21 protein-coding genes are annotated in these 16,884 nt (G+C 64.3%); 9 read left to right on the forward strand and 12 right to left on the reverse strand.

Annotation, left to right across the window (positions count from 1 at the left end):
- Positions 1–30: 30 nt before the first annotated feature.
- Positions 31–882: a sugar phosphate isomerase/epimerase family protein gene (locus AC1DWU_RS11485; protein ID WP_477150114.1), complete on the reverse strand. Its 852-nt coding sequence runs from the start codon at positions 880–882 to the stop codon at positions 31–33.
- Positions 882–1,739 carry an NAD-dependent epimerase/dehydratase family protein gene (locus AC1DWU_RS11490; RefSeq protein WP_477150115.1) on the reverse strand — a complete coding sequence of 286 codons (858 nt, stop codon included), beginning with the start codon at positions 1,737–1,739 and terminating at the stop codon, positions 882–884. Before AC1DWU_RS11490 ends, AC1DWU_RS11485 begins: the two co-directional genes overlap by 1 nt.
- A gap of 216 nt (positions 1,740–1,955) precedes the next feature.
- On the opposite strand from AC1DWU_RS11490, the gene AC1DWU_RS11495 reads away from it, so the two are divergent.
- From AC1DWU_RS11495 to AC1DWU_RS11520, 6 genes are all read left to right on the forward strand, one after another.
- Complete coding sequence (locus AC1DWU_RS11495) at positions 1,956–2,375, forward strand: hypothetical protein (protein ID WP_477150116.1); 420 nt, start codon at positions 1,956–1,958, stop codon at positions 2,373–2,375.
- 168 nt (positions 2,376–2,543) lie between these two features.
- Complete coding sequence (locus AC1DWU_RS11500; protein ID WP_477150117.1) at positions 2,544–2,942, forward strand: hypothetical protein; 399 nt, start codon at positions 2,544–2,546, stop codon at positions 2,940–2,942.
- Between the two features lie 217 nt (positions 2,943–3,159).
- Positions 3,160–3,762 (forward strand): hypothetical protein, encoded by a 603-nt coding sequence (locus AC1DWU_RS11505; RefSeq protein WP_477150118.1) that lies wholly within the window; start codon positions 3,160–3,162, stop codon positions 3,760–3,762.
- 253 nt (positions 3,763–4,015) lie between these two features.
- A complete protein-coding gene (locus tag AC1DWU_RS11510; protein ID WP_477150119.1) occupies positions 4,016–4,432 on the forward strand; it encodes a hypothetical protein in 417 nt (138 codons plus the stop codon).
- A 179-nt stretch (positions 4,433–4,611) separates the two neighbouring features.
- Entirely contained in the window at positions 4,612–4,953 is a 342-nt protein-coding gene (locus tag AC1DWU_RS11515; RefSeq protein ID WP_477150120.1) for an SH3 domain-containing protein, read from the forward strand.
- A gap of 163 nt (positions 4,954–5,116) precedes the next feature.
- Positions 5,117–6,112, forward strand: a complete 996-nt coding sequence (locus AC1DWU_RS11520; RefSeq protein ID WP_477150121.1) for an asparaginase — start codon at positions 5,117–5,119, stop codon at positions 6,110–6,112.
- 9 nt (positions 6,113–6,121) lie between these two features.
- Here the strand turns inward: AC1DWU_RS11520 and AC1DWU_RS11525 are convergent, their stop codons facing one another.
- The 3 genes from AC1DWU_RS11525 to AC1DWU_RS11535 all read right to left on the reverse strand — a co-directional run bounded on the left by AC1DWU_RS11525 (position 6,122) and on the right by AC1DWU_RS11535 (position 7,974).
- Positions 6,122–6,319, reverse strand: coding sequence for a type II toxin-antitoxin system HicA family toxin (locus tag AC1DWU_RS11525; RefSeq protein WP_477150122.1), 198 nt, complete (start codon positions 6,317–6,319; stop codon positions 6,122–6,124).
- Entirely contained in the window at positions 6,319–6,564 is a 246-nt protein-coding gene (locus tag AC1DWU_RS11530; RefSeq protein ID WP_477150123.1) for a DUF1902 domain-containing protein, read from the reverse strand. Before AC1DWU_RS11530 ends, AC1DWU_RS11525 begins: the two co-directional genes overlap by 1 nt.
- Positions 6,565–6,651: 87 nt before the next feature.
- Positions 6,652–7,974 carry a TIGR03808 family TAT-translocated repetitive protein gene (locus AC1DWU_RS11535; protein ID WP_477150124.1) on the reverse strand — a complete coding sequence of 441 codons (1,323 nt, stop codon included), beginning with the start codon at positions 7,972–7,974 and terminating at the stop codon, positions 6,652–6,654.
- A gap of 247 nt (positions 7,975–8,221) precedes the next feature.
- Here AC1DWU_RS11535 and AC1DWU_RS11540 point away from each other — a divergent pair, with 247 nt between their 5' ends.
- Together AC1DWU_RS11540 and AC1DWU_RS11545 are read left to right on the forward strand one after the other, a co-directional pair.
- Positions 8,222–9,739 carry a helicase HerA-like domain-containing protein gene (locus tag AC1DWU_RS11540; RefSeq protein WP_477150125.1) on the forward strand — a complete coding sequence of 506 codons (1,518 nt, stop codon included), beginning with the start codon at positions 8,222–8,224 and terminating at the stop codon, positions 9,737–9,739.
- Positions 9,729–10,295: an LOG family protein gene (locus AC1DWU_RS11545; RefSeq protein ID WP_477150126.1), complete on the forward strand. Its 567-nt coding sequence runs from the start codon at positions 9,729–9,731 to the stop codon at positions 10,293–10,295. Before AC1DWU_RS11540 ends, AC1DWU_RS11545 begins: the two co-directional genes overlap by 11 nt.
- A 94-nt stretch (positions 10,296–10,389) precedes the next feature.
- On the opposite strand, the gene AC1DWU_RS11550 is transcribed toward AC1DWU_RS11545, so the two are convergent.
- A complete protein-coding gene (locus AC1DWU_RS11550; RefSeq protein WP_477150350.1) occupies positions 10,390–10,812 on the reverse strand; it encodes a winged helix-turn-helix transcriptional regulator in 423 nt (140 codons plus the stop codon).
- Between the two features lie 40 nt (positions 10,813–10,852).
- Between AC1DWU_RS11550 and AC1DWU_RS11555 the strand changes: the two genes are divergently transcribed.
- A complete protein-coding gene (locus AC1DWU_RS11555) occupies positions 10,853–11,839 on the forward strand; it encodes an NADPH:quinone reductase (RefSeq protein ID WP_477150127.1) in 987 nt (328 codons plus the stop codon).
- Between the two features lie 62 nt (positions 11,840–11,901).
- Here AC1DWU_RS11555 and AC1DWU_RS11560 read toward each other — a convergent pair whose 3' ends face one another.
- The 6 genes from AC1DWU_RS11560 to msrB all read right to left on the reverse strand — a co-directional run bounded on the left by AC1DWU_RS11560 (position 11,902) and on the right by msrB (position 16,743).
- Entirely contained in the window at positions 11,902–12,405 is a 504-nt protein-coding gene (locus AC1DWU_RS11560) for a hypothetical protein (protein ID WP_477150128.1), read from the reverse strand.
- A gap of 158 nt (positions 12,406–12,563) precedes the next feature.
- Positions 12,564–13,172, reverse strand: coding sequence for a superoxide dismutase (locus tag AC1DWU_RS11565; RefSeq protein ID WP_477150129.1), 609 nt, complete (start codon positions 13,170–13,172; stop codon positions 12,564–12,566).
- A gap of 103 nt (positions 13,173–13,275) precedes the next feature.
- Positions 13,276–15,348, reverse strand: coding sequence for a S9 family peptidase (locus AC1DWU_RS11570; RefSeq protein WP_477150130.1), 2,073 nt, complete (start codon positions 15,346–15,348; stop codon positions 13,276–13,278).
- Positions 15,349–15,355: 7 nt separating this feature from the next.
- Positions 15,356–15,808 (reverse strand): hypothetical protein, encoded by a 453-nt coding sequence (locus tag AC1DWU_RS11575; protein WP_477150131.1) that lies wholly within the window; start codon positions 15,806–15,808, stop codon positions 15,356–15,358.
- Positions 15,809–15,829: 21 nt separating this feature from the next.
- Positions 15,830–16,297: a hypothetical protein gene (locus AC1DWU_RS11580; RefSeq protein ID WP_477150132.1), complete on the reverse strand. Its 468-nt coding sequence runs from the start codon at positions 16,295–16,297 to the stop codon at positions 15,830–15,832.
- A gap of 44 nt (positions 16,298–16,341) precedes the next feature.
- Positions 16,342–16,743, reverse strand: a complete 402-nt coding sequence (gene msrB / locus AC1DWU_RS11585; RefSeq protein WP_477150133.1) for a peptide-methionine (R)-S-oxide reductase MsrB — start codon at positions 16,741–16,743, stop codon at positions 16,342–16,344.
- Positions 16,744–16,884: the final 141 nt, after the last annotated feature.

The following is a 16,884-nucleotide window of genomic DNA, read 5'->3' on the forward strand; positions in this document are numbered from 1 at the left end:
GGAATGCGGCAAATCACCAAGGAGTGAATGTCACGGCCGCACCGAGAAACTGACGCCGATGGCGTCGCCGACGGCGAAAATACGGTCGCGGGCCACCGCGTAGGCTTCGCCAGTGAGGTGTTCGAGCATCAGCGGCACTTCGCGCGGCAGACGATCGAGCTGGGTGAGATAGGTGCGGTAGTCGAGGACGCCTTCGCCGATCTGGACTTCATCGAGGTGGAGCGCCGCCTGGTGGTGAAGCTTGATGTCCTTGGCGTGGCACGAGACCACCCACTGCCCGAGCTTGTCGAAGCACTCGCGGATCAACGCGCCGTTATCGAAATACACCCGCGGCGTCATGATGAGGTTCACCGGATCGAAATGCGCACCGAACATCGGCCGGTCGATGGCGCGGATCAGCTCGACATAGCTGTCGACGCTGTCGGGCAGGGAATACTGCATCATCTCGAGCGCGAACTTGGCGCGGGTGGGCTTCACCGTATCGAGCAGGTAGCGGACGGTGTCGACTGAGGCGTCGAACGCCTCGTGGCCCATGTTCTCGGCGGCCGGGGCATAATCGGTGCCAGCCTTGAACGAGCCAATATAGCTGACCGCGCAGCCGGCGCCGACCGCATCGGCGATGGCGAGGCGCTCGACTGCGTAGGCGAGGTTGGTCTTCCGTACTGCGTCGTCGGGGGAGACGAGGTTGCGCCAGATGCCGATCTCGGCGAGGACGACATCGGCCTCGGCAAAGGCCTGCTCGATATCGACGAGCCGGGCAGTGTCGTTGATCGACACCTCCGGCACGTAGGCAGCGCCGTAGCCGAACTCGCGGTGGGCGTGGGCGAAGGCGTATGGGTCGTCGCTGCCGACGGGCAGGCCGTGACCCCCCAGCAGGATCATCAGACGTGGTTCCGCCAGCTGTGCTGCGGGTTGTAGTCGAGCAGCCGGCGGGCCTTGTCGATCGAGAGCAGCGTGCCGTTCTGGCTGAGCTCGCGCTTGTGCGGGACGTTGGGGAACACTTCGGCCATCAGGGACATGTTGGAGCGGCTCATCACCGTGTCGTGGTTGGCGATGATGAAGGGCTCGAAGCCCTTGAACTCGGCCTCGATGCCGCGGCGCACGGCCTGGGCCCCATCGCGGGCGTCGATATAGCCCCAGAGGTTCCACTTGCGCAGCTTCGGGTCGGCGTCGAAGCCGGGGAACGCCTTGTAATCCTCGACGTCCATGACGTTGGAAAAGCGCAGGCCGACGATCTTCAGCTCGGGGTCCCAGCGGCAGAACTGCGCCGCCATCGTCTCGTCGAGGAGCTTGCCGAGCGAATAGGCGCTCTCGGGGCGCGGGAAGTACTCCTCGTCGACCGGCACGTAGGGGGGCGGAGTCTCGAAAGGCAGGCCGAGCACGGTTTCGCTCGAGGCGAAAACAACGTTCTTGATGCCGGCGAGGCGGCAGGCCTCGAACACGTTGTAGCTGGTGGGCACGTTGTTCGCGACGGTGCGGCTGTTGGCGAACAGGCCGGGCGCCGGGATGGCGGCGAGGTGGACCACTGCGTCGAACGGGCCCTTGCGCTCGTCGACGCCGCCCATGATCGCCTGTGCCACCTGGCCGAAATCCGTGAGGTCGATGCGGACGGTAGGGCAGATCGGGTCCTTGGGCATCTGCTGGTCGATGTTGAGGACGGAGTAGCCGTTGGTCACCAGGTCCTTGAGCACCGCCCGCCCGAGCTTACCGCTGCCGCCCGTCACCAGAACCTTGGCCATTTCCTCATCCTCCCGAACTGATTTGCGCTGAGCCTAGCACGGGTTGCACCCATTCTGTCACGAGCCTGAACGCACTTGTCACGGCCGGTTCAAGCCGGTTGGCGCAGCCTCGTCTCCAGCGTCAAGGAGGCGGTTCGCTTCATCGCGACCCCTCAACATTGAAAAAGGACTCGACGTGCGGGCCAGCACCCCGCCGCCCCCAATCAGGAGACTGAAATGACCAAGCTCGCCCTCGCCGCGACGTTCGCGGCTGCTATGCTGACTTCGTTCTCTGTAGCCCCTGCCAATGCCCAGCGCGTCCCGCTCGACATTCCATGTACCAGCAACCAGTGCGGCCACGAGGGTTCCTCCAGCCCCGAACGCTGCGGCGATCAACTGGGGCACCTGAAGCGCGTGTACCCGGCCGAGGTTCTCGGCATCGACAATGGCTACCGCGTCTGGATCACCGAACTCTGCCCCACCTCCGACCTGATGCGCTCCGACGGCAACGCTGCCTATCTGCGTACCGCCATCGCCGACAATGACGTTCTGGTCGATGCCCTGAAGGGCAAGGGCTACTTCAGCGACGACGTGTTCGCGGTGAAGATGATGGGTGACGACACCATCAGCCTCTACGTCCACCACTTCGACCGCTAACCTCCCAGAAGTGCTACAATAAACCCTGACGCCGAACCGGCACGCGATGCCGGCCGGCGTTGGGTCCGATGCTATCTGGCATCAGGCTCAAAGCGTCACAGGGCACCCGTGCCCCGAACTGGAAAGGAACTGCCGCGGCGAAGCTGCCGCACCACACAGGAGACTGAAATGAACAAGCTCGCTATGGCCGCGTTCGCGGTTGCTACCTTGACTTCCGTCCTGCCGGCCCTTGCGCAGCCGGGCCCCAACTGTCGGGTACGCTGCGAAGAGCCATCGCCCGCCGAGAACTGCGGCGACCAGCTCGGCCACTTGAAGCGCGTGTTCCCCGCCGAAGTGCTTGGCGTTGATAATCACTATCGCGTTTGGGTCACCGAGTTCTGCCCCACCTCCGATCTTATGCGCTCGGATGGCAACGCGGCCTACCTCCGCACCTCCATCGCCCAGAACGATGTGCTCGTCGACATGCTCGGCGAGAAGGGCTACCACGCGGACGACGTGTTTGCCGTGAAGATGATGGGCGACGACACCATCAGCCTCTATGTCCACCGCTTCGACGATCATCGCTGATCGCTAGCCACGGACGGGCGCCGCCGGCGCCTGTCCCTGTCCCCTGGTCGACCAGTCTGCGCCACCTCCGCCGCGGTCCGATGATGAACGATCTCTGAATACGGCTCTCACCAGCAGTTCAAACGCCCAGCACTAGTTCCGCCGCCAACGACGCGCCGAGAGCGTGGCGAACGGCGGCAGGGGTGCCGCCGGGCAACCAAACCTGTTGAGAGAAATCATGAACCTGAAACTCATTCTGCTGGCCATGGTGACTGCCATCGGCCTTGCCGCCTTTGCGATGCCTGCTTACGCCCAGCCGACTTCGACCATCCCCGGCGGCGGTGGTGGCTGTACCATCGACTGCGACGATGGCGACTCCGAAGTGGGCGAACCCTTCGATCCGTTCTGCCACGTGGTCGAGTGCGACGAACCGGACGTTGCCGAAGAAGGCTGCATGCTGAACTGCGACGGCCCGGACATTCCGGAAGTCGCCGAAGAGGGCTGCATGAAGAACTGCCAGCCGGGCAAGCCCGGCGGCGATCCGGAAATCCCGGGCAATACCGCGGGCCTCGTGCGCTGCGACGCCAAGATCGGCGACCTGGCCAAGGTCACGGCCAAGCAGATCACCAGCGTCAACGGCAGGGACGCCGTGGATGTCGTGCCGGTTTGCGTCGACAAGAACCTGATCGAGCAGCAGCTGGGTGTCGAAAACCTGCGCCATGCCATCGCCCAGAACGACAAGATGGACAAGGCGCTCGGCAAGGGTGGCTACGGTGCCGATGACGTGGTCGGCGTGGTCGTCGGCCGCAAGGCAGCGGTGCTCTACGTCCACGCACTCTGATCCACGACGCATCGAATATTGAGGGCGGGACCCGCGGGGTCCCGCCCTCTTTTTTTTGCGAAGAAGAAGCAAAACCCGACCACTGAACCGCCCTGGCTCTGCTGATTTGGCCCGGGTCATTCCTGTAGCCAACCTGAACGGCGTCGTCAGAGGCGGTTCAAGGCAATGAGCCCAACTGCTGGCCATCGGACCAGCAGTAATGCTTCGCGCCCTAAACGCCGTGCGGCGCGCTCGCCGCACCCAGGAGACAAAAATGCCAAAGCTCGCTCTCGCCGCCACCTTCGCCATCGCCGTGCTGACTTCGTTCTCTGCCGTGCCGGCCGGGGCCATCCAGATTCAGCTGGACACCCCGTGCGGCCAGGCCAGTTGTCCTGATGGCGGCTCATCATCCAACTCCTGCGGCGACCAACTGGGTCATCTGAGCCGCGTGTTCCCGGCCGACGTGACCGGCATCGACAACGGCTACCGCGTCTGGGTCACCGAGCTTTGCCCGGGCGGCGAGCTGATGCGCGCGGATGGTAACGCGGCCTACCTCCGCGCCTCGATCGCCCGGAACGACCTGCTCGTCGAAATGCTCGGTGAGAAGGGCTACCACGCCGACGACGTGTTCGCAGTCAGAATGATGGGCGACGACACTATCAGCCTCTACGTGCACCACTTCGAGCGCTGAACGCATCGATCATCGTTTCGATGGGGCGGCGCCCCAGGGCAGCCGCCCCATCCTTTTTGTGGCCGCGACATTGCCTTGCCGATGAATGCTTTCTGAATAGCGGGCTCAGAGCGGGTTCAAACCGGGTGGGGCATGTTCGGGACAACAGATTGAAACCCCGCTCCGTGAGGACGCCCCAAATGAACAAGAACCATGAGAAGCTGCTGGTCGCGACCCTCGCCGGTCTGATCATCGCCAGCGCTGCCGCTTTCGCCATCCAGCCCGCCATGGCCGCCGGTTATGACGTCGAGAGCCCCGCCCACATCGTGGGTGTCAAGAAGTGGGACACGCTCAACGTCCGCAAGTGGCCCGCTTCGTACTCCCAGAAGGTCGGCGAGTTCGAACCCAAGACCAGTGTCTGGGTCGAGCGCTGCATCATCGCGCCGCAGGGCGGCTCGGACTGGTGCCTCGTCGAGCAGCAGGACACCAAGGGCTGGGTGAACGCCAAGTTCCTGAAGATGGCCTACGACTGGGATATCTGATCCCACCGATTTCCCGCCCGCGTTGCTCCAAACGGCGCGTGGCGGGCTTCTACCGACTGACCTCCCATGCACACGTGCCTTTGACTGACCTCCGAACATTGACTTCACGGCCCGGACGCGTTCCCTAGGGAACCTTCCGGGCCTTTTTTCTGTGAGTGCAGTCGTGGACGCCAACCCCATCCTTGTCGAGCAGACGCGCGGCAATTTTGTCGAGAACCGCCACCGCGGCGCCTTCGTCATCTCCGATGCCGACGGCAACATCATCGCCGAGGCCGGCGACATTTCGCGGCCGGTCTTTCCGCGCTCGGCGATCAAGTCGATGCAGGCGCTGGCCATGGTGACGTCGGGCGCCATCGACCGCTTCGGATTGAGCGAAGAGGAATTGGCGCTGTCCTGCGCCTCGCATCACGGCGAAGACGTTCACGTGTTCGGCGTGACGCATTTCCTCGACCATATCGGGCTTGGCGCCGGAGATCTCGAATGCGGGGCGCACCAGCCGACGAACAGCAAGGCACGCGAGGCCTTGCGCGCAGCCGGGCTGGAGCCGAGCCAGCTGCACAACAATTGTTCCGGCAAGCATTCGGGGATGCTGAGCGTGGCGCGCGCGCTGGGTGTCGACACGCATGACTACGTGACGCGTGGGCATCCGGTGCAGGTGGCGGTGCGCAAGGCGATCGAGACGGTGATTGGCGAGCCGCTGAGCGAGGATCGCTGCGGCACCGACGGCTGCTCGATCCCGACCTGGGCAGCGCCGCTTTCGGGCTTTGCGCGTGGGTTCGCCAAGATGGCGACGGGCGTGGGCCTGCCGGACGACCTGGGGAGCGCTGCTCGGCGCATTTTCGACGCGGCGACCCGGCATCCGCTGCTGGTGGCAGGCACGGGGCATCTCGACACGCTGGTGATGGAAGCGTTCGGCGGCCGCGTCATGCAGAAGGGCGGGGCCGAGGGCGTGCAATGCGGCGCCATCCGCGACAAGGGTTGGGGCTACGCGCTGAAGATCGACGACGGCAACATGCTGGCGAGCCAGACGCTCGTCGCAAACCTGCTGCTGCGCTTCGCCGACCCGGACGCGGCGCAGCGCGCAGTGCTGGAGAAGTTCGCCCGGCAGGTAGTGCGGAACGTGCGCGGATTCGATGTGGGTGAGATGCGGGCGGCTTAGGCGACGTCGCTAGAACCGTTTAGCGATGCCGGCCTGCTTCAGGACGCCGTTGGCGGTGTGGCGTGACAGGGTTCCCCGGTCGACCGTAACAGACTTGCCGATTGCTGGATTGTACCAGATTTCATGGTCGCCCTTGCCCTGCCGCTTGAAGGAATAGCCGGCGGCCTTTAGTGCTTCGACCAACTGGGCGTAAAAGCCGCGGACCATCAAGCGGCGTGAGACGCTTGAAGATCAGAGACTATCTGAACCGAGATCTGTTCGTCGGCGGCGCGGCCGCCGGGCACGAATTGGGCGTTGTCATCGAGGAGTTCCGGCGCGACCGCGTTGACGCGTTCGACTAGGGCATCGAGGGTCGCAGCCTCAGTGGTGAGGCCGGGAATGTCGTCGCTGGTGGCGACCCAAACCTTCGCCACGTCGTCCCAGAACGCGCTGACGATATACTTCTTGGCCATCTCGCTTCCCACTCGTTACACCCAATCATATGTCCACGCAGCTGCCGGCGACAAGACCGCGGGCGAGGGGCGCGAGGGGAAGACCGCTCAGGTCACCGAATTGTCCGCCACCGTTACGTGCGGGTACTTCGCGGCATCCTTGACCAGATCCTCCGTCACCACCTTGTCCCACTCCATGCCGACGATGGCGTGGTCTTGGGGGGCGTGGACGATGTTGCCGGTGATGGTGACCGGGCCGGGAGCGGGGTTCTGGACGACGCTGACGCCGATGCCGGTGTTCGTCGCGTAGAGCACGTTGTCGGCGATGATCACGTCGCGCAGGAACGTGCCGTAGCCGGCCATGATGCCGATGCCGGGGACGTTGTCGATGCTGTTGCCCGAGATGCTGGTTTCCGCTTCGGCGTAGATGCCGAAGGGCTTGGTGTCCGGGTTGACCTCGGAGCGGGCGCGGATGTTGCGCACGATATTGCCCGAGCAGACCGCGAGGCGACCGCCGGAATCGAGGTTGGTGATCGAGATGCCGGCGGCGGCGCCGTCGACGATGTTGTTGGAGATCACCGAGCCGGTGAAGGCGAACTCGGAGAAGATCGCGACCTCGCCGGAGTTGCGGCAGACATTGCCGGTGACGGCGACATTGCCGGTCGAGTTGAGGCGCACCGCGGTGAAGGCGCAATCGGCGATCTGGTTGTTGGAGATGATTACGTCGTTGCAGCGGAAGACGTTGATGCCGTTGCCGTTCTGCCCGTTGCCGCCATTGGTGTTGCCGACGCCGGTAATGGTGTTGCCGGTGATCACCGAGCCATCGTGGCGCGGCTGGCTGCCCCAGATCAGGAAGCCGCCATTGCCGCACTTGTCGACGCGGTTGGATGCGATGTTGAGGCCGCGGCCATCGACCGAGAAGATCGCGGCGAGTGCGTGGCCGGTGAAATCGCAATCCTCGATATCGGCGCCGGCATCGCGTACGGCAAGACCATTAGCCGCGCCGCCAACGAAGCTGCAATTGCTGATGGTGACGTGGTCGCTGGCTTCGATCTCGACAAGGCCGCGGTCGGCTCCCGAGGGGCCGCCATTGCCGCGGGTGAAGGTGACGCCGGAAAAGCTGACATGGGCGCTGCCGGCAATGCGGATCACCGGCGCGCCGTCTGCGGCGGCGAGGATGGTGCCGCCCGGGATGCCATGGACCACCACGTTGCTGGGGACCTGAAGGTTCTGCACGTAGTAGTTGCCGGATTGGAGGAACAGCGGCCGCCCTTCGCCCGCGGCGCGCAGCAGGGCCTCCTGCATCGCGCTGCTCTGATCGTCGAGACTGCCCGGCGTCAGGTTGAGCGACGACGAATCGAGCGATTGCGCGCGCACAGCGCCGACGAGCGGCAGGGCAGCGAGGCCGGCGAGGATGTGACGGCGGTTCATACGCATGGCACGGAGTGTAAGGGCGTAGGGGCGCTTTTGGGAACTGCCGAATGCTGTGGCTTCCCCAGGGGATGCGGGGTTGAAATTGGACACCGGTTCACGGGGCCGGCTCGCGGATAGGCTGGTGGGGGTATCCTTTGCGCACGATGGACGTGGCGCACAGCCTCCGTCGCCCCGCTTTCATTTGGCAGCCCAACCCCTCGCCGCTATAGAGTCCTGAACCGGCCATCGAATCCAGTGAGGCGTCATGCTCCTTCCCGACAAGATCTATCTCGGCCAAAGCACTCGGCCGGAATATCTGGCGCTGAAGTACGGCAACCGCCACGGGCTGGTGACCGGCGCCACGGGCACCGGGAAGACGGTGACGCTGCAGTCGATGGCCGAGGGCTTTTCGGCGGCCGGCGTGCCGGTGTTCGCGGCCGACATCAAGGGCGACCTGTCGGGCATTGCCGCCACGGGCAAGATGCTCGACTGGCAGGTGAAGCGGGCCGAGGAGATCGGCTTCACCGACTATGTCGCCGACAAGTTCCCGGTGATCTTCTGGGACCTGTTCGGGCGGCAGGGCCACCCGGTGCGGACCACGATTTCGGAGATGGGGCCGCTGCTGCTGAGCCGCATTCTCGACCTCAACGACACGCAGGAAGGCGTGCTCAACATCGCCTTCAAGTATGCCGACGATAACGGACTGCTGCTGCTGGATTTGAAGGACCTGCGCGCGCTGCTGGTGGAAATCGCCAACAACTCCAAGGACATCTCGGTTCAGTACGGCAACGTGGCTTCGGCGACCGTGGGTGCGGTGCAGCGCTCGCTCCTGGTGCTGGAACAGCAGGGTGGCGACCAGTTCTTCGGCGAGCGCGCGCTCGATATCCGCGACCTGATGCGCACCACGACCGACGGCAAGGGCTATGTCTCGATCCTCGCCGCGGACGAGCTCATGCGCGCGCCGCGGCTCTATGCGACGTTCCTGCTCTGGCTGATGTCCGAGCTGTTCGAGGTGCTGCCGGAAGTGGGCGATCCGGATAAGCCCAAGCTCGTGTTCTTCTTCGACGAGGCGCACCTATTGTTCGACGACGCGCCCAAGGCGCTGGTCGACAAGGTCGAACAGGTGGTGAAGCTGGTGCGCTCGAAAGGCGTCGGCGTCTATTTCGTGACGCAGAACCCGATCGACGTTCCGGACGCGGTGTTGGCGCAGCTGTCGAACCGGGTGCAGCACGCGCTGCGCGCCTATACGCCGAAAGAGCAGAAGGCAGTGCGGATGGCGGCCGACTCGTTCCGGCCCAACCCCGATTTCTCGACCGAGGAAGTGATCACCCAGCTCGGCACTGGCGAGGCGCTGGTTTCGGTGCTGGAGGAGAAGGGTGTGCCGTCGATCGTCGGGCGGACGCTGATCCGGCCGCCTTCGGGGCAGGTCGGGCCTCTCTTGCCGGAAGAGCGTCGCTCGGTGATCGCCAATTCGCCGGTAGCCGGGGTGTACGACACGCCGGTCGATCGTGAGTCAGCGTTTGAGGTGCTGACCAAGAAGACGCAGGAGCGGCAGGCGATCGAGGCGGGTGCGAAGCAGGCGGAACTCGACGCAAAGACGGCTGCTGCGGAGGCAAAGGCCGCGGCGGCGCAGGAGCGGGCCGAACGCGCGGCGCAGCCGCGGCGCTCGACCCGGCAGACGCCGACCGAGGCAGCGATTACCTCGTTCACTCGCACCATGGCGAATGGGCTCGGCAAGGCGCTGCTGCGCGGCATTCTCGGTGGCCTGACCCGTGGCCGGTAACGTCGCGCAGAACCACCCGGCGCTGGCCGTGTTTGCCTCGGACAAGGGGCCTGGCGATGCCGAACGCAGCTCAATCATGTCGCAGGCGGGAACGCTCCTGGCGCGGCATGGGGCGCGGATCATTTGCCTTGCTGACGAGACGCTGGACAACATCCCGCTGATCACCAGCGCCCGGGCCGCAGGCGGCGAAGTGCTGATCGTCGCCGATGCGGCGTTCCAGGCACCGGCGGCGCTGGCCGAAGTGCCGGTGGAGCGGATCGACGATCCCGAGGCGCGGGTGAAGCGGGTGGGCGAACTGGCGCAGGGCTTTGTCGGGCTGCCGGGCTCGCTGGCCTCGGCGGCGGCGCTCTATCGCACCTGGGTGCGGGCCGGCGCGGGCGGCGGTGGCAAGCCGGTGGTGCTGCTGAACCACCATCGGGCGTTCGAGGCGATGCGCGGCATGGCGACGGACATTCTCAGCCACTCGGTGAGCCATGCGGATCGGGTGGTGGTGTTCACCGATAATGTCGATGATCTGTGGAACAAGGTGGCCTGGGCGCTGAACGTGACCGCCTGAGGGCAGGCACGCTCTCCAAACCACACTCGATGTCATCCCCGCGTCGGAGGGTCGGCCTGTCTAGCAAGTTAGACGGACTGCCGCGAGAGCGCGCTTAGGGGCAAACATGGAGGTGCTCGCGCTCCTCGTCCGAGCTGAAGCCCATCCCCCAATTTCGCATGCTGAGCAGCACCGGCTCGAGCGAACGGCCCAGTTCCGTCAGCTCATATTCGACTCGCGGGGGCACTTCCGGATAAACGATGCGATTGATCACCCCGTCACGCTCCAGTTCGCGCAATTGCAGCGTCACCATGCGCGCCGTCGCATTGGGCACCATCCGGCACAGCGCATTGAAGCGCAATTTGCCGTCGAGCAGGTGAAACAGGATCACCGGTTTCCATAGGCCCCCGATTACCGAAAGGGTCACTTCCACCGCGCAACCGGTGCGGCCAGCCCTGCGGCGCGGGCGAGTCAGGATAGGGGTGCTATCATTCATGATAGTACATGATGCCTTTGTGCGTACTGTTCTCAGATGCATTGAAGACCTAGTTAGGCTGGGAAACAAGAGGAACGTGCGAATGAAAGCTGCCTGGTTTTCCACCAAGGGCCCCGCCCGCGACGTATTGCAGGTCGGCGAGTTGCCGACGCCACAACCCGCGCCCGGCGAAGTGCTGATCCGCGTCCGCGCCTCGGGGGTCAATCCGTCCGACACCAAGGGTCGCAGCGGCAGCGGCGCCCCGGCTTTCCCGCAGGTCGTGCCCAATCAGGATGGCGCGGGCGAGATCGTCGCCGTGGGTTCCCCCGAACTCGACAGCCGGATCGGTGAGCGCGTCTGGTTCTACGAATCCCAGCTTGGCCGCTGGAACGGCTCAGCCGCCGAATACACTACCCTCCCTGCCTGGAAGGCTGTGCACCTGCCCGATGGCGTCAGCTTCGAGGAAGGCGCCTGCCTCGGCATTCCCGCCATGACCGCCTATCGCTGCGTCTTCGTCGATGGTCCGGTCACTGGTAAGACCGTCTTCGTCTCCGGCGGTGCCGGCGCGGTCGGCCGCTACGCCATCCAGTTCGCCAAGCTCGGTGGTGCCCGCGTCATCGCCTCGGTCGGCAATGACGAGGCCGCCGCATCAGCCACTGCGGCCGGTGCCGATCTGGTCCTCAACCGCCATACTGATGATCTGCCCGCCCGGGTTGCTGCCTTCACTGGCGACAGCAAGGGCAGGGGTGTCGACCGCTTCGTCGAAGTCGCCTTTGGCGCCAATCTCGACCTGATCGGCAAGACCCTGGCGCCCAACGGCGTCGTCGCCACCTATGCCAGCGATACCGTGCCGCAGCCCACCCTGCCGTTCTGGCCGATGATCTTTCTCGACGCCACCATCCGCTTCGTGCTGGTCTATGTGATGACTGCTGAGGCCCATCGCGAAGCCGCCGCCGGCATCAACGCCGCGCTTGAGGCCAATCAACTCACCCACCAGATCGGCCGCGTGCTGACCCTCGACGACATCGTCGCCGCCCACGAAGCCGTCGAACGCGGCGAACTCGGCAAGACGATTATTGCGCTGGGCTGAGGCAACAGCTTGATTGGTCCACTGGGGAGGGTCGCCGGATGAGGGGTCGCGAAGCCCGGCTGTCAGTGCGTCGGCAGCGGTCGTTCGCGGGTCCACAGCGGGATGACGTTGCTGTACTGCGAGAAATCCGGGCGGCGCAGCGTTGGCTGGCGGGCCGGGCGGTAGCCCTTGAGGCTGGCGGCGCGGCGGGCGAGGCGTGATTGCACGCGCTCCAGCAGATATTTCGGCGACATCGGTTTGACGATGACTTCGTCGATGCCGGAGGCGATGCAGAGTTCCTTGGTTTCCGGCGACACGGTGCTGGCGAGCGCGATCACCTGGTAGTCGTGGTTCGAGATCGCGGTATCGGCGCGCAGGTCGCGGGTGACGCGGTCGGCGCGGGCCGACGCGCTGTCGAAATCGGTGACGACGACATCGACGGGGGCGAGCCGCATGTAGGTGACGAGCGCCAGTTCGGAGTCGAAGGGGCGGACGCGAAAGCTCGGCACGGACGCGAGCACCATCGAGAGAATCGAACTCAGCGCCGGGTTGGCGACGAGGACAGCGATGGTGCGTTGATCGGCCACGATCTTCCGGCTCCCAATGGTTAATCAATTGTTACCATTGTGCGACGGGACGGGGAAGGTGGTGACAGGCTGCGCGCGCTGTTTTTTGGGGGCCACAGCCTCCATGCCAAAAGCAAAGGGCCCGCCGGAGCGGGCCCTGAACTTGATCTGCGGGAAGCTTATTTGGCTTCGTCGAACAGCAGCTCGACATGTTCCCAGTTCACCAGGTTGTCGAACCAGGCTTCGAGGTACTTCGGGCGCGCGTTGCGGTAGTCGATGTAATAGGAGTGCTCCCACACGTCGACACCGAGCAGCGGCTTGGCATTGCCGTGCACCAGCGGCGACTCGCCATTGGCGGTCTTGGTGACCTGGAGCTTGCCATCCTTCAGCGACAGCCAGGCCCAGCCCGAACCGAACTGGGTGGTGCCGGCCGCGATGAAATCGGCGCGGAACTTGTCGAAGCCGCCGAGATCAGAGTCGATGGCTTTGAGCAGCGCCGCCGGGACCTTGGTGGCACCGCCGCCACCATTGGGCTTCATCCAGTTCCAGAAATGCACGTGGTTGTAGTGCTGGCCAAGGTTGTTGAAGAGCGCCGGATCCTTGCCGAACACTTCCTTCACCGCGTCCTCGAGCTCGAGCACTTCGAGACCCTTGCCCTCGGCGAGCTTGTTGCCGTTGGTGACATAGGCCTGGTGGTGCTTGTCGTGGTGGAACTCAAGCGTTTCCTTGCTCATGTAGGGGCCGAGCGCATCGTAGGCGTAGGGCAGGGGGGGAAGTTCGTATGCCATTCTGGATGCCTCCTTGGGGGACAGTCTCTATGATTGTTGGCCGCTGGGCTGGCTCCGATATAGGCCCTTTGGCATTGCTCAACAATTCCCGCTTTGGGTGGATTTATGCCAATCCTACGCACCAGAGCGCAAAGGCGTAGCTCAGGCCGGTCTCCTTGAGCTGGTCGAAGCGGCCCGAGGCGCCGCCGTGGCCGGCGCCCATGTGAGTCTTGAGATAGAGCGGCGCGTCGCCGAGCTTGGTGGCGCGGAGCTTGGCTACCCACTTGGCCGGCTCCCAGTAAGTGACGCGCGGATCGGTGAGACCGGCGAGCGCGAAGATCGGCGGATAATCGATGGCGCCCGCCTGCTCGTAGGGGGCGTAGCCGGCGATGCGGTCGTAGGCGGCCTTGTCGGTGATCGGGTTACCCCACTCGGGCCACTCGGGCGGGGTGAGGGGCAGGGTCTCGTCGAGCATGGTGTTGAGCACGTCGACGAACGGTACTTCGGCGATGACGCCGGCCCAGAGATCGGGGCGCAGGTTGGCGATGGCGCCCATGAGCAGGCCGCCGGCCGAGCCGCCTTCGGCGACGATGCGGCGCTTCGACGTATAGCCGAGCTCGATCAGCGTTTCGGCGGCGGCGATGAAATCGGTGAAGGTGTTGGTCTTCTGCTCGCGCCGGCCGGTCTTGTACCAGGCATAGCCCTTGTCCATGCCGCCGCGGACATGCGCCGTGGCGTGGACGAATCCGCGATCGACCAGCGACAGCTTTGACACTGAGAAGCCCGCGGGCAGCGCCATGCCGTAGGCGCCGTAGCCGTAGAGCAGGGCGGGCGCCTTGCCGTCGAGCTTCAACCCTTTACGGTAGAGCAGGGTGACCGGCACGCGCTCGCCATCCGTGGCGGTGGCGAAGATGCGCTTGGTCTCATAGTCGGCGGGGTTGTGGCCGGAAGGGACCTCCTGCTCCTTGAGCAGGGTACGCTCGCCGGTGACGAGGTCGAGATCATAGGTACGGGACGGCGTCGTCGGCGAGGAATAGGTGAAGCGGATAGTCTTGGTGTCGAACTCGTAGCCGGCCGACATGCCCAGCGCATAGGCCTCCTCATCGAACTTCACCGTCCACTCGTCGCCATCCTCGAGGTCGCGCACGACGATGCGCGGCAGGCCTTCGGAGCGCTCGAGGCGGATGAGGTGATGCTGCAAGAGGATGATGTCGAGGATCAACACGCCCGGCCGGTGCGGCACGACGTCGATCCAGTTCTCGGCGGCGGGGTTGTCCGCAGCGACGGTGACGATCTTGAAGTCCTCGGCGCCCTCGGCATTGGTGAGGATGTAGAACACCCCGTCGCGGTCCTCGACATCGTATTCGCGATCGGTGAGGCGGGGGGAGACGAGCTTGGGAGCGCCGCCGGTACGGGTGTCGATCAGCCAGAACTCGGAGGTCTGGTGGTCGTGCGCGTCGATGACGATGTAGTTACGCGACAGCGTCTCGTCGACGCCGACGAAGAACCCCGGATCCTTTTCCTCGTAGACGATCTCGTCATCGGCCTGCGGCGTCCCGAGCACGTGCCGGCGCACGCGGTACGGGCGGTGGTTGTCGTCGTACTCCGAATAGTAGATGGCGCTGGAATCGGCGGACCATACGCCGCCGCCGGCGATGTCCTCGATCACTTCGCCGGTGTCCTTGCCGGTCGCGAGGTCGCGGATATTGAGGGTGTAGAACTCCGAGCCCTGCCGGTCGGCGCTCCAGGCGAGCAGGCGGTGCGACGGGTCATGGTCGCCGCCGCCGAAGCCGAAATACTCGTCGCCCGCTTCGACGTTGCAGTCGAGGAGGATCTGCTCGTCGCCGCCGTCGCGCGGGGTGCGGACGAGGATCGGGTACTGCTTTCCCTCCTCCATGCGCGAGTTGTAGGCCCAGGGGCCGTCGGCCGACGGGATGCCGGTCTCGTCCTCTTTGATACGGCCGCGGATCTCGCGGTAGATCTTGTCGACGAGGGCTTCGTGCGGGGTCTCGAAGGCCTCGGCGAAATAGGCGTTCTCGGCTTCGATGTAGCCGCGGATATCGGCGGGCAGGGTCGACGGATCCTGCATCACCTCCTGCCAGTTGTCGGCGCGCAGCCAATGGTAGGGGTCCAGTCGCGTGATGCCGTGATTGGTCGTGGCATGCTGGCGGCGTTCGGCGACGGGTGGGGTGGGCATGGGGGACCTAAGACTGCTTGGTTACGAGGGTGCTGGTTTCCGTGGATGCCATCTTGGTGTCAATGAACCTTATGAACACGTTGGCGACCTCCTTGCCGATGTCGGCAAGGCCCAACTCCATTTGCCAAAACGAGTCCTCCAGAACTCGCCACCGCTCTCGCCACGAGTCGCTGAACTCAAGGCCAGGCCCTTGAAGGAGAGGGATCGTCCTATGGAAGAGCCAGCTGACCTCACAGAATCTGTTCATGAACATTGCATCCATGACCTCTGGGTCGGAGAAGATATGAAGCTTCCTTCTCTTCTTGATCCAATCCGTAGCTATTGCGGACGATGAGATGAATGACCCATGGGTCTCGCGATCGAAGAAACCAGACCAAAGAGTCAGCTCTCGAATATCATCTTCGGAAAGGCCAGAGTACTTGCCAAAACTCTCACCTAACACCGTTCGCTCAGTACGCATCCGGCGTTGCCGTTGATTGTCCTACACCAGCTCCGGTGCGAGGTTGGCGTCTTTGACCGGATCGATGCCCATCAGTTCGGAATAGCTGATCCTTCCCGTGAGTACTGAACTTAGAAGGATTGATCGATCCTTGACCTCCCGCAGCAGCGCCAAGGCGGGGCCAAGATACCCGCTAGTCGATAGTACGTGTGCCGAGCGGATTCGTCTGAAAACGAGACCGACATCGATATAGATGAGTGGATATTCAGGGCAGGGGTATGCTGCGGTTCCGGACAGATGCCTCTCGATGGCGCCGAGTGTCTCGACGAAGAACGACTGCGAAGCGTCACCGAGGTACCTGTGGCCATGATACGTGCTGTAGAGCTTCGCTCCAGCTGCCTCTTCTAGCCGCCCAAGCGGCAACAAGTGCCCTCCCACGACTCCATCGTAGGAGAAGTGTTTGGCGAGACGAGTTTGATACTCTTCCAGTGGAATCTTTTGTCGCGCCACGGCGGCCTCCAGCGGCGCGACAATTGCGCTTCAATCCGCCCGCGTCAAACCTTCGGCTCGAACTGCAAGCTTGTGCCGTTCATGCAGAAGCGGTCGCCCGTTGGGTTGGGGCCGTCGGGGAAGATGTGGCCGAGGTGGGCGCCGCAGTTGGCGCAGTGGGCTTCGACGCGGACCATGCCGTGAGTCTTGTCGATCGTCTGGGCGACAGAGCCCTCGATGGCCTTGAAGAAGCTCGGCCAGCCGGAGCCGGATTCGTACTTGGTGTCGGCCGTGAACAGCGCAGCGCCGCACGAGGCGCAGTGATAGATGCCGTCACGCTTTTCGGTGTTGTAGATGTGGGACCACGGACGCTCGGTGCCGTGCTCGCGTGCGACGCGATAGAGCTCGGGGGTGAGCGTGGCGCGCCACTCTTCATCAGACTTCTGAACCTTGAAGGTCTCGCTCATCGGGAATCTCCGTTACGGCGCAAGATATGGCGATTGTGCCCGTGGATCGCAAATCCCCCAGTGCTCACAAAGCTGTGGTGCATCTGGCCGGGTTGACCGGTTTGCCTTGCCGGGGCGGGGGGAGGGGCTAAGCTGACGCCA

The sequence above is a fragment of the Devosia sp. P2_G7 genome (assembly GCF_056403495.1).